The sequence below is a fragment of the Anabaena sp. UHCC 0399 genome, from assembly GCF_034931465.1.
GTDB classification, from domain to species: Bacteria; Cyanobacteriota; Cyanobacteriia; order Cyanobacteriales; family Nostocaceae; genus Trichormus; species Trichormus minutissimus.
This window is the reverse complement of sequence record NZ_JAYGGZ010000092.1, coordinates 1-12,679: the sequence shown is the minus strand read 5'-3', so window position 1 is coordinate 12,679 and position 12,679 is coordinate 1. Positions and strand designations below refer to the sequence as shown.

The following is a 12,679-nucleotide window of genomic DNA, read 5'->3' as shown; positions in this document are numbered from 1 at the left end:
ATCAATAGGTTTACCGGCCTCAATATCTGGCAATGCTTCTAAGATTAAATCAGTCATCACAGGACGACGGGCTAAGTCCAATAATTGCGGATTACCCATGACTTGTTCAACGGTGGCTGGTTCAGCTTGGTATAACAACACTTGCCGTATTTGCTCATCGTTGAATTTCTCCAGTTCCAGCACTTCAAATTGTGGTGTTTCACCAGTTAGTTTGTTCGTAGAGGCTTGTAGTTCTGCGTTGAGCAAAGCACGTCCTTCTTTGGCCTCTGGGAAATGTTCAGTACGGCAGGTAAGAATAACTTTAGAACCTGGAACTACTACCTTTGCCAGTTCCCAAAAGTTGTTAATCATCTGTTGGCGGTCAACTTTTGCTGCCATTTCGTCAAAACCATCGAAAATGAGCAGCAATTTACCCATACGGTTGAGTTGGTCAAACACTTCGCTATTTAAGCGGATATTGTGTTGAGTAAAGAAGAAACCTGCCAAAACATTTTCTACATTTAAAGCTTTAGCAAAGTCACGCAAGGTGATTACTAAAGGTAGACGGGGACGTTCAATACCACGTCTTTGAGCATCCTTGTAACGTTGCAGTGCTGTCCAAGCATAGTGAAAGACAAACCAAGTTTTACCTGTGCCAAATTCTCCCAAAATAGAAATATGTTCTTTAGCAGGGTCATCCAGCCAAAGGTCGATGTAACCATCAATCCAACCGTCTTCTGCTTCATAACGGCTGACACCAATTCGCCGCTTAGTTACTGGATCAATTTCTTCTTTAGTACAAGCAAGCGGGACATACTTTTGATCAATCTTTCGGCGTTTGATTTCCGCTTCTAACCAATCAAGATAACCAGTAAAGTCAGCATCTAAATCAATCAGTTCGTCAAATGTAAAACAATCAAGGTGATGATTTTCTTCTTTCTTTACTTCATCCCTGGCTGCGCGGGAAATCCGACGTGTACTTACCAACCAGCCTTCATCGGTTTTTTGTTCATTAACTGATTGACGCAAAGCCATAACATCACTCAGTCCCACTTCTCCGGCAACTCCACGTACAAGAATGCGGTCATAACTACGACGGACTGGAACGTTGATAATCCATTCAAAATATTCTTCTGCCCAGATTTCATATGTTTCCAGGCGGTAGCCCAAGGTTTCAAACCATCCTCGCATTTGTTGGGCTAAGGCGATCGCTCTACATTGATTTTCAGTTGCAGTTCCGGTTAATGCTGGATAATTCTGGGTGGCTAATCGTGCCATTTCTGTCCGAATGCCTTCCAGTGTAGGTAATCTCTCCAGTTGTTCTTGAATGTTGGTAATCCTGTCATGTAAAGAACCTATTTGCCAACTCATCAAGACATCAGCAGGTGTGCGACTGCGTTGTGCAACTTCACTAAACACAGTCACAAATGCAGCTACCTCTCGTCTGACATCCAGTTCTAAATTTCTGATGTCATCACCCAATGTATAAGCGTCAAGAAAAGCATCAACCTCAGAAAGTAGAATCGAAGAGTTATGATGTTCTAATGCTTGACGACAAGCCTGCTTAATGGCTTCTTGTCGAAATAATTCGAGAAATGGTTTTGGTTTACCTATGCCGTATTCTACTAAGGCATAGGCGTAAACACCACTAAAATCGGCTGGTGGATGCTCTGGATCAAGGTGAAATTGCTGGAGTAACTTAATTACTGTCTCACTACGCAGAATTTTTTCTTTAATCAAAGGATTGGCAATGCTAGTAACTGCGCTGATAATTAGATCCAGGTTAATTAAGCTCATTACGACACCCCGAAGATACAGAACTATCTTGCTAAATAATGCTTCAATACTATTACAAGGTATATTTGAGCTATAAAAGTTTTCTTTTATACTTTCTCAAGCATTACCTGATTGTCAGTTTGAAGGTTTATAGTTAGCAATGGCGCAGAACGCCCAGCCCTCTGTAGGTGGTAGCAGTCACAAAAATCTCTAATTTGTTGTGTTAACGCCATTTGTAATAGAGTAGTAGAACCATGCGATCAATAAAAATGAGAGCATTGGCGATCGCCCAAATTCAATCCTACTTTTCTAAAATCCATATACATATTTCATTATTTCTGTCAATAGTTCAACCTTAATCAGAAGTCAAAAAGTCAGGAAATTTTAATATTGTTCTGTTGGGTGTAAATTGGGTGTAGAAATTGTACAAATAAGCTGAAACTGTTGTAAATAAAGGATTTTATATAGCCTTCCAAGCTATTAATGCGGGTTCGATTCCCGCCGCCCGCTTAAAACGTGAAAACCTTGTAAGGCTTACCTTACAAGGTTTTTTTGTGTTTATAAGATAGCTAATTCATAGTACCTAAGTACCATACCCAAACAAAAAATTGGGTCTGTTTAGGGTAAATTGGGTGCAGCGAACAAATGTACTACAATAAACTAAAAACAGTTAAATATGTACACCAAAACACATTTATATCTTCTAAAGATTTGGGTGCGCCTTGATATTTTAAAAAACCTGCAACGTCATTTAATGTAGTTTCTACAAAGGGTTTCTTGGGTTTGATAAGAATCTCATCACCCATATTAGGCGATCGCTGCCTCATTTCAAGAAAATAGCCTTATGGTTGATTGGGTCAAAAGCCAATCACTTATACATTAACAAGCTCATCTATGTCCTGAAAATACATTGATAACCTCCTCTTAACCTAAATTAACTAAATTTATTTTCCGTACTATCACAGAAGTCTTCAAAATTGTTCAGACTTATAATTTTTGTCGTATCGCCAATAAATATTATATTTTTCTAAAAAAGCAGCTATGAAACGGCGTAATTTAATTAAGTATTCATTCTTGTTTATTACTGGTTGTACAGCAAGTACAACTGCTATTAATAATGGTTCAGGACAATCATCGAATTTACCTAAATCACTAAAATTTGCCGTTACAGATGTCGCTGGAATTGATGATTTAAAACGAGATTTTGGAGAATTTTGTACTGTATTAGAAGAAGTATTAGGCATCAAAATAGAATTATTCCCTGTAGAAAACCCCACAGCAGCAGCACCAGCATTATTATCAGGGAATTTAGATATTGCTTTTGCAGGTCCATCAGAGTACCTAATTTTACATTCTAGGGCTAAAGCTGTTCCTGTAGTTGGTGTGAAACGTAAAGAGTACCATCCTATTTTTGTTGTGCGTGCAGATAGTAATATTAAAAAATTAGATCAATTAAAAGGCAAAACAATTGCCATGCGTCAAGTTGGCTCAACTTCTGGACATATTGCACCTACCAGTTTACTAATAGAAGCAGGATTAGATCCCAAAACTGATTTCAAAACTGTCATGTTAGATAACAAAGGAGGAAAAGCATTAAAAACAGGTAAAGTAGATGTTTGGGCTTTATCATCTGATAGATACAAAAGTGTTCTAGACTCTGAGGGTTTATTAGAGAAAGATTTTAAAATCATCCTCAAAGGCCCCGAACTTCCTAGTGATGTCTTTGTTGTTAGTAATCAATTAGCATCTAGCTTTGTAGAAAACTTGCGATCGCAGATGCTGAAAAATCAAGACAGGCTCATTCAAAGTATGGTAACTGCTCAGGCTAATCGTAAGTATGTAGGCAGTCAAATGACTATAGCAAATGATGCTGATTATAATATGATTCGTGAAGTTTATCAAAAAATTGGACAAGACAGTTTCTTAAAGTAGTTTAATGATGTCCGGTTTAAATTAATGACAGATGTTTTCCTCAATAAATTAAGAAAAAGTTGTTTACGTCTATTAAGTGGCTTTAGCTATAATTGGAGCATCACTAAAAAAATCGGTTATAGCTATACTATTGTTATTGGCACTACTTTAATAGGCATAATTAGTGGTTCATTAATTGCATATTATTATGAATTAGCAGCTTATAAAAAATTAAATTTATCCTATCAGCAGCAATATCTTTTAAAAGATTTAGAAAATGACGTAACTAGAGCTAGACTACATCCTCAAAGATTAATACCTATCCTGGATAATTCTGTTTGGTTAGAGTTTGAAAAAAATAGATTTTTGGCAGATGTTAATCATATTAACCAGCAATTATCAGAAATAGAGAATTTTGCTAATAATCATTCCCAAGATTTAGCAATGAATTCTCAAACTTTATTTAATCTATTAAAAGCGTATAAAGAAGATGTGGAATTATATAATAAAAATATTCAACTTTTCTGGGAAGAAATAGAATCCAGAGAATCAAACGATTTACCCTTAAACAAGCTCTTAGCTTTTTTGAAACAAAAAGAAATTATTAATATTGACGTTGAATTTGAGCGGAAATCAGATGAATTAACTCAAATGATTGTCTATGCAGAAAAACAACAACAGCAAGCCAGTAATAGTTTTAATAATGCGAGGACTTTAAGATTACAGTTGGTTGGCATCAGTATATTATTATCTACTGCGATCGCAGCAATGATTGCTTTGTTAACCAGTCGTTTAATTGCTCGTCCCCTACAATCAGTGACAAACATTGCCAGAAAAATTACTCAAGAATCAAATTTTCGACTCAGAGCTAAGATTAATAGTCATGATGAAATAGGAACTCTAGCAAATTCTTTAAATCAATTAGTAGAATGGGTGGGCGATTATACTGAGGCTTTGGAAATTTCACGCCAAACTTTAGAGCAACGAGTAGAAGAACGCACCCATGAACTCCAACAAGCTCACCATACTTTAGAACAGCGAGTAGAAGAACGTACTCAAGAATTAAAAATAACTCTCAAAGAATTACAAGAAACCCAAGGACAACTTATTCAAACAGAAAAAATGTCATCCCTTGGGCAAATGGTTGCAGGTATAGCCCACGAAATTAATAATCCTGTTAATTTTATTTATGGCAATATTGAATGTGCAGATGGTTATATCAATGATTTACTACATTTAGTAAACTTATATCAGCAACAGTATCCTGATCCAGATTTTATTATTGCAGACACAATAGAAGAAATTGACCTCAACTTTATTAGCAAAGATTTAGTAAATCTCCTCGCTTCTATGAAAATGGGCTCTCAACGTATCAGAGAAATTGTCTTATCTCTGCGTAACTTCTCCCGTTTAGATGAAGCTGATATGAAAGATGTAGATATTCACGAAGGTATTGATAATACTCTCTTAATTCTTAATTATCGGCTGAAATTTGGCGTTCAAGTAATTAAAGAATATGGAAAATTACCATTAATTGAATGTTATCCAGCGCAACTCAACCAAGTTTTTATGAATATCATTAGTAATGCAATAGATGCTTTACTAGGTTACAGTAACCAAATTAACAAACAAATTACTATATTGACAACTAAATTAGATAACAACCATATCAAAGTACAAATTCATGATAATGGGCCGGGAATCCCACCAGAGATTATCAAAAGATTGTTTGACCCTTTTTTCACAACTAAGCCAGTCGGCAAAGGTACAGGTTTAGGCTTGAGTATATGCTACAAAATCATTGAAAAACACCAAGGTAAAATAGAGGTGTTATCAGAACCATCTCAAGGTACTGACTTTATAATTATCTTGCCCATTAAAACAGAACTTAATTAGTAACCTAATTAATATAGGACTTACTCACAAATTACGGAATAACGTGCGCGTAGCGCATACCACAGAGACGCAGAGAACACGGAGAAATAAGGGGTTGAGAGAGTTTTTGCGTAAGTCCTGTAATATTTGCTATCAAAAAGAGCCGCTTCCAGAGGCGACTGTTACCAAACCTATCAGAATGGTTAATAAGGCTAGAAAACTTATTTGGGTAGGGATTAAAGATTAATGGGAGAAACGGATTTTTTTGTGTACTTGCGCCAAATACCACATATAGTCTTCAATTTTATAATTATCAGCAGCCTTAACTAGATAATCTTTTGCTAACTCCAGGTTATTTTGAGCTTCGTAATATAATCCTAGGTAAAGATGCGCATAAAATTCACCGCGATCGCCTGCTAATTTGCCTACTGCCAAAAGGTCATCTACTGTACAATTTTCTGCATACAAATCATAGACAGACTGCATAATCTTCCTTGGGTCATTTTTCACTGTTAATAGAGAGTTTCGCGCTTCTGTAACGCCAACTAAACGCGCCATACAGAGATATCTCCAGACTGTTTCTTCGACATCCTGGGAGTTTACTGTCAAATCTATTTCAAATTGTTGTGCGCCTTCTGCAAATCTTTCTGCATAATAATAAGATAAACCACGTTGCCATAGATAAGGTTTTAGGCGGGTATCTAATTGTTCTGCTTTGTCAAAATCTTGAATTGATTCCTCAATTCTGGCTAGTTTAAATCTGATCATGCCTCGCCTAATATAAGCATTAGCATTGTGCGGTTGGTTTTTGATAATGTTGTGCCAGTTCTGGAGTTGATTTTCTAGAGAATTAGTAAAATACATAATAATTTGTAATTCAGAATTCTTGTATATATTTATTAGGTGAAATTTAAACGCGGAGGAAATTTTCCAGACAGAGGTAAGCGCGGAGTTTTTTAGAGATGATGATACGAGTTTATATAAAGCTGTACTTAGTATAATAGGCAGATGCCAATATCTATCCATGAGGTAGAAGAAAATACGCAGGAAATTCAGTATTCTAAGGCTGGTGTCTTAAAAATCAGGTCAATACTCGTGGTTCCTATTCGAGATAATAATCCGACAACAATTACGCCTTATGTAACTTTTGGACTAATTGCGGTGAATGTTCTGGCGTTTCTTTATGAAGCTAGTCTTCCGCCGCAAGCATTAAACGGGTTTTTACACTTAGCGGCTGTAGTCCCCCGTGAACTTAGTTTAAGTTTTGCTGGTGTCTCTGTACATCAGCCTGTACCAGAGTGGGCAACATTGATTAGTTCACAATTCTTGCATGGTGGTTTTTTACACCTAGTTGGTAATATGTTGTTTCTTTGGATTTTTGGTAATAATGTAGAAGAAAAATTAGGTCACGCCAAGTATCTGCTGTTTTATCTGTCTTGTGGGGTTTTAGCTTCCTTGGCTCAATGGTTCTTCGCTCAAGATTCTAACATTCCTTCCTTGGGTGCTAGTGGTGCGATCGCGGGTGTGATGGGTGCATACATTCTTCGCTTCCCTAAAGCTGAAATTATTGGTGTAGTACCTCTGGGGTTGTTCTTCCCAACTTTCCGTGTTCCTGCATATTTCTTTTTGGGATTTTGGTTTCTCCAGCAAGCTTTTTATGGACTAGTTAGCTTAGAAACCCGTACTAATATTGGTATGGAAGGTGGTGGAATTGCTTATTGGGCCCATGCAGGGGGTTTTATCTTTGGCGCAATTCTTGGCCCCTTGTTAGGATTATTTAGTGATAAACCACAGGAAGAATCTTCTTGGTAGGGGTGATAACTGTTAAAAGTTTTTTGGCCAAGGTGCGGTGGTTATGTCAGAATCGTCTGGAGATTCTAACGTATCTATTGATGATTCACTTGGTGGCAAGGATTTTTTAGCTGAAGCATTTTCTAACTCATCAATTGCGGCCAATACTTCTAATGCAGACTGATAACGATGTTTGTAATCATCCCGCACCATTTGACTGAGAATTTGCGCGAAACGATCGCTCACTAGTGCTTTATCAATCCATTTCAACTCTTCATGGGAGTCTCTAGGAATATCGTGGGGTGGGATACCAGTTAAGGCTTTAATCCCAATCATTCCCACTGCATAGATGTCACTATTGTATTGGGGACGACCAAAACATTGTTCATTGGGAGCGTAACCTTTAGTCCCAATACCAATGGTGAAGGGAATTTGCTCTTTATTTTCTAACTGTGGTGCAGCAATTTCTTTAACTGCACCAAAGTCAATCAATATGAGTTGATTGTCTGCATGACGGCGAATAATATTGCTGGGTTTAATATCTCGGTGAATTACTTTGTTTTCATGAACAAATACTAATATTTGTAGTAATTCCTTAACAATTTTGATGGCGGTTGTTTCTGAGATGCCTCTACCTGATGGTAATTCTTGTGATAAAGAATGACCGATAATATATTCTTGGACTAAATAAAATTCTGCTTCCTGTTCAAAATAGGCTAGTAACTGGGGAATTTGGGGATGTGTACCCAGTTTTTCTAAGGTTTGCGCTTCTGATGCAAATAAACGCCGTGCCATTTTCAATGACTTGGCTTGGGTGTTAGCTGGTTTTAGCTGTTTGACGACACATTGGGGATTTCCCGGACGCTGCATATCTTCGGCGATGTATGTTTCGCTAAATCCCCCAGAACCGAGAACTTTCATGATTTGATAGCGTCCGCCTAGTATTGTCCCTGCTAGGGCTAAGTCTCGTTGTTGCAGGAGGTCTTGCAGTTCCTGTTGTTGGCTGATAATCTCTTGTACAACTGGAGAAGTTTTATATTTCTGGAAGATTTCTACTAATTGGCGAGTTCTAATTTTTTCCCTCGCTACTTCCGTTCCCAGATAAGATAGACCAGAAGCAGCGATCGCCAGTATTGGTACAGTCGTCGGCAAAATTAACTGTCCATAAATAAAGCTAATATAGCTGATACTTCCCCAAACACCTGCCAATATCAGACTAAACAAAAATCGCTTCAGTCCGCTTTTACTTCTAGTTATGATTAATGATGCGCCGCCAACTAAAAATAATACAAACACACCCCGCAGCAATGGATTGGGAATTGCTGGTGCGATCGCTTTTCCTTGCATCAAGGTAGCGATCGCGTTGGCATGAATTTCAACTCCTGCCATGCGTTCCGAAGACAACCAACTTCTAGCCACTGGGACTGGATGATAATCGTTGGCTAACTGGGCTGTTGCACCCACTATGACAATTTTGTCCCGAAATACCTGACCTTGTTGTAAATAACCATTCCAGTTTTGCGCGTCGAGGACGTACCAAAAGGGAATCGGCTCAAATGTACCAGACGGCCCCCAAAAATAAATGCGATCGCCTGATGGTTGCGGATACTTGACTGCTGCTGACCTCAATACTGCTTGATCAAATGAGAGGACTTTATCAGTGAGGAGATCATCTTCGGCTAGCAGTTTAGTAAATTCACTGGCTAGTCGATGAATCTTACCATCTACTTCTAAAAGAAAATTTACACTACCGATAGTCACCGGATATTGCCTAAATTTCTCATAGGGTAACCTCAGTTGTGTCACTGTGCCTTGGTGGGACTCAGAGGTGTCGTATTGGGCTGCTAAGGTGATTTTGCTGCCGTATTTTTTTAATGCTGCTTGCAGTTGGCGATCGTCATCTGCACCATAACTACCAGGAGTATCAAAAACGACATCTAATGCCACAGAACGCGCTCCCGCCTGCATTAATTTTTCAATTACTTGGGCATAAGCAGCACGTTTAAAAGGAAATGATCTCAGTGGTTCTAGGTAGGCGTAAGTGTGTGGATCTGTCTTATAGTACTGTTCGGGTAATGATATGGACTGATCATCAATTGCTAAAATTACAATATCTTCTGGCGGTAGAAGCGACCCCCGCATTTGCCAAAATGCAGACAAGGCTTGATTTTCCAGCCATTGAGCCACAGATACACCTGAAGTTACTACTAGGGATGCCCCAATGGCAGCAACAATGTTGAGCAGATTACCCAGTCCTACCATGCGTTGCGACTGGCGTAATGATGCAGTGAGAGTTGCTTTGGTTGGTTTAGTTGACGCTATATTGGCAGTAGAGACATATTTTTTATTTGAAGTTGATGTAGGTTCTTCTGCCATATCATGTTAATAATTTACGTACAACTGTTTGATTTATTTTGACCCACTCATACTACAACCAGATTGAAATAATACTTAAATGATTAACTTATATATTTGTAATATAACTTTTACTATTCATATAAATCCATCTAGGCAGCTTTTAAGACTATCGTTGCCAAAAATTTTTTTGTGATCCAGATCCACGTACCTTGTAGCAATGATATGAGCCTGGAAATATACCGACTCATCCCTTGGTTATGGCTAGATTATACTCTATGCTATCCGCACGGTACAGCTTTTACAAAGCGTCTATAGTTGAATGCTGATGCAAATATTGTTAACTGCACAACCTATAGATTTTCATTAGTCCCTATCCTATCCTCAGACCTATGCCTTACGTCTTTAGAAGTAAACTTGATGACTCGCTGGTAAAACATCCTGTTAATCAGTCAATTTTATTGGTAGATTTTGATTACAGGGTATCTCTTATAGTCTTGGGAGTTAAGATGTTCAACGCCCAGGCAATAAAATCCTAGGGTTGAGATAATTTTATGCTTTGCAAGAGGTAAGATAAAAGCTATACATGACAAGCTACTCTTGAGATATTAGCAAATTTATCAAATGAGAATTGCTATAATCTATTGTTCAATCTAAATTCTTTACTAATTGTTAGGTGTATTTTTCTATGGGTTCTCCAATGAATCGTCTGTCTATTTTTGTAGACGGAAATAATATGTTCTATGCTCAACAAAAAAATGGGTGGTTTTTTGATCCCAGACGAGTATTAGAATACTTTAAACATGAGCAATCAGAAACAACGTTAATCAATGCCTTCTGGTACACAGGCTTAAAAGATCCGCAAGATCAAAGAGGTTTTAGGGATGCTCTCATTAGTTTAGGTTATACAGTCAGAACAAAAATTCTTAAAGAATATTACGATGATTCCTCCGGTCGCTACTCGCAAAAAGCTAATTTAGATATTGAAATTGTTGTAGATATGTTTAATACAGTAGATCAGTATGACCGAGTAGTTTTATTTAGTGGTGATGGCGACTTTGAACGAGCAATTGAACTATTGCGTTCCAAAAATACTCACATTACAGTGGTTTCAACAGAAGGGATGATCGCCAGAGAGTTACGTAACGCCACAGATCGATATATAGACTTAAATGATATTAGAGACAAAATAGAAAAAGCAGAAGGTTAATAGCCTTAGCAATTATTTACAAAGTTAAGACTAGAACAACTAATGTAAGCGATATTAAAAGTAAAACTAAAACGATGAGCCAAAATGACAGATAAAGCTGAAAGAATCATTATATTTGATACGACACTCCGCGATGGTGAACAGTGTCCAGGGGCAACATTAAACATAGATGAAAAGCTGGCGATCGCTAAACAGTTGGCGCGTCTGGGTGTAGATATCATAGAAGCTGGGTTTGCCTTTGCTAGTCCCGGAGACTTTGAAGCAGTGAGTAAAATTGCTCAAACTGTCGGGACAGAAAATGGCCCAGTCATTTGTAGTTTGGCGAGGGCTAGACATGATGATATTAAAGCCGCAGCCGAGGCGATTAAACCCGCAGCAAAAGGGAGAATTCATACCTTTATTGCTACTTCTGATATTCACCTGCAATATAAGCTCAAAAAAACTAGAGCAGAAGTAATTGCGATCGCCGAAGAAATGGTAGCCTATGCCAAGAGTTTCACCGATGATGTGGAGTTTTCCCCCGAAGATGCCGGACGTTCTGATCCTGAATTTTTGTATCAAGTTTTAGAGCGAGCGATCGCAGCCGGCGCAACAACAGTTAACATTCCCGATACAGTTGGTTACACCACACCCAGCGAATTTGGGGCAATAATTAAGGGGATTAAAGAAAATGTTCCCAACATCGATCAAGCAATTATTTCCGTTCACGGACACAATGATTTAGGCTTGGCAGTTGCTAACTTCTTAGAAGCCGTCAAAAATGGTGCAAGACAATTAGAATGTACCATCAACGGCATAGGTGAAAGAGCAGGAAATGCCGCCTTAGAAGAATTAGTTATGGCCATGCACGTCCGCAGGCAATATTTTAATCCATTCTTGGGTAGACCAGCAGATTCGGAAGAACCCCTAACAAATATTGACAGCCGCCAAATTTACAAAACATCCCGCCTAGTTTCCAATTTGACGGGAATGTTAGTGCAGCCCAATAAAGCAATTGTCGGCGCAAATGCCTTTGCCCACGAGTCAGGAATTCACCAAGATGGAGTTTTGAAAAATAAACTCACCTACGAAATTATGGATGCCAAATTGATTGGCTTAACAGACAATCAAATAGTTTTGGGCAAACATTCTGGGCGTAATGCTTTCCGTACCCGGTTGAAAGAATTGGGTTTTGAACTATCAGAAACCGAACTCAATAAAGCCTTCGTCAGATTCAAAGAAGTAGCCGACAAAAAGAAAGAAATTTCTGATTGGGACTTGGAAGCAATTGTTAACGACGAAATCCAACAAGCACCCGATTTATTCCGGGTAGAATTGGTACAGGTTTCCTGCGGTAGTAATGCTTGTCCTACAGCTACAGTTACCCTCCGCACCCCCACAGGCGAAGAACTTACCGACGCAGCCATTGGGACAGGGCCAGTAGACGCGGTTTATAAAGCAATTAACCGTGTGGTAAATGTACCAAACCAGTTGATTGAATTTTCTGTGCAGTCAGTAACAGGTGGTATAGATGCAATTGGGGAAGTGACTATCCGCTTACGCTATGAATCGAGAGTATTTGCTGGTCATGCAGCCAACACTGATATCATAGTTGCGTCTGCACAAGCTTATGTTAATGCCCTAAATCGTTTGTACGCAGCTTTACAAACGCAAGAAAAGCAAACAGAAGTAACTGCTGAAAAAGTGTAGCAGTTTTAGAGTCAAGGTTGTTGTAAGTATTTGTTCTTCTTCAACCTTGCCTCAAAACTATGAGAGTACCGTTGTCCGCGATGAGTGTAAGGA

General features: G+C 38.4%; 9 protein-coding genes. 5 read left to right on the top strand and 4 right to left on the bottom strand.

All coding sequences use genetic code 11. The features are described from left to right. On the bottom strand, positions 1-1,776 hold a 1,776-nt coding region (locus VB693_RS28260; protein ID WP_323269159.1), incomplete at its 3' end, for an NACHT domain-containing protein. A gap of 629 nt (positions 1,777-2,405) precedes the next feature. Beyond that, positions 2,406-2,582, bottom strand: a complete 177-nt coding sequence (locus VB693_RS28255; RefSeq protein WP_323269161.1) for a hypothetical protein — start codon at positions 2,580-2,582, stop codon at positions 2,406-2,408. 214 nt (positions 2,583-2,796) lie between these two features. Between VB693_RS28255 and phnD the strand changes: the two genes are divergently transcribed. Beyond that, positions 2,797-3,687 (top strand): phosphate/phosphite/phosphonate ABC transporter substrate-binding protein, encoded by an 891-nt coding sequence (gene phnD, locus VB693_RS28250; protein ID WP_323269158.1) that lies wholly within the window; start codon positions 2,797-2,799, stop codon positions 3,685-3,687. 24 nt (positions 3,688-3,711) lie between these two features. Beyond that, entirely contained in the window at positions 3,712-5,562 is a 1,851-nt protein-coding gene (locus tag VB693_RS28245) for an ATP-binding protein (protein WP_323269157.1), read from the top strand. A 222-nt stretch (positions 5,563-5,784) separates the two neighbouring features. Here the strand turns inward: VB693_RS28245 and VB693_RS28240 are convergent, their stop codons facing one another. Next, on the bottom strand, positions 5,785-6,405 hold the full coding sequence (locus VB693_RS28240) for a hypothetical protein (RefSeq protein WP_323269156.1): 621 nt from the start codon (positions 6,403-6,405) through the stop codon (positions 5,785-5,787). A 231-nt stretch (positions 6,406-6,636) separates the two neighbouring features. Here VB693_RS28240 and VB693_RS28235 point away from each other — a divergent pair, with 231 nt between their 5' ends. Continuing rightward, positions 6,637-7,353: a rhomboid family intramembrane serine protease gene (locus VB693_RS28235; protein ID WP_323269160.1), complete on the top strand. Its 717-nt coding sequence runs from the start codon at positions 6,637-6,639 to the stop codon at positions 7,351-7,353. A gap of 12 nt (positions 7,354-7,365) precedes the next feature. Here the strand turns inward: VB693_RS28235 and VB693_RS28230 are convergent, their stop codons facing one another. Beyond that, the gene (locus VB693_RS28230; RefSeq protein ID WP_323269155.1) at positions 7,366-9,708 is read right to left on the bottom strand and encodes a CHASE2 domain-containing serine/threonine-protein kinase; all 2,343 of its coding nucleotides are present in this window, start codon (positions 9,706-9,708) and stop codon (positions 7,366-7,368) included. 667 nt (positions 9,709-10,375) lie between these two features. Here VB693_RS28230 and VB693_RS28225 point away from each other — a divergent pair. Continuing rightward, a complete protein-coding gene (locus tag VB693_RS28225; protein WP_190710290.1) occupies positions 10,376-10,897 on the top strand; it encodes an NYN domain-containing protein in 522 nt (173 codons plus the stop codon). An 84-nt stretch (positions 10,898-10,981) separates the two neighbouring features. Continuing rightward, on the top strand, positions 10,982-12,586 hold the full coding sequence (locus VB693_RS28220) for a 2-isopropylmalate synthase (protein WP_323269154.1): 1,605 nt from the start codon (positions 10,982-10,984) through the stop codon (positions 12,584-12,586). The last annotated feature ends 93 nt before the right edge of the window (positions 12,587-12,679 follow it).

What these genes read in the sequence shown, in the direction of transcription:
- VB693_RS28255 (WP_323269161.1), bottom strand. Translation starts at nt 2,582, where the DNA reads ATGAGGCAGCGATCGCCTAATATGGGTGATGAGATTCTTATCAAACCC.
- phnD (WP_323269158.1), top strand. Translation starts at nt 2,797, where the DNA reads ATGAAACGGCGTAATTTAATTAAGTATTCATTCTTGTTTATTACTGGT.
- VB693_RS28245 (WP_323269157.1), top strand. Translation starts at nt 3,712, where the DNA reads ATGACAGATGTTTTCCTCAATAAATTAAGAAAAAGTTGTTTACGTCTA.
- VB693_RS28240 (WP_323269156.1), bottom strand. Translation starts at nt 6,405, where the DNA reads ATGTATTTTACTAATTCTCTAGAAAATCAACTCCAGAACTGGCACAAC.
- VB693_RS28230 (WP_323269155.1), bottom strand. Translation starts at nt 9,708, where the DNA reads ATGGCAGAAGAACCTACATCAACTTCAAATAAAAAATATGTCTCTACT.
- VB693_RS28225 (WP_190710290.1), top strand. Translation starts at nt 10,376, where the DNA reads ATGGGTTCTCCAATGAATCGTCTGTCTATTTTTGTAGACGGAAATAAT.
- VB693_RS28220 (WP_323269154.1), top strand. Translation starts at nt 10,982, where the DNA reads ATGACAGATAAAGCTGAAAGAATCATTATATTTGATACGACACTCCGC.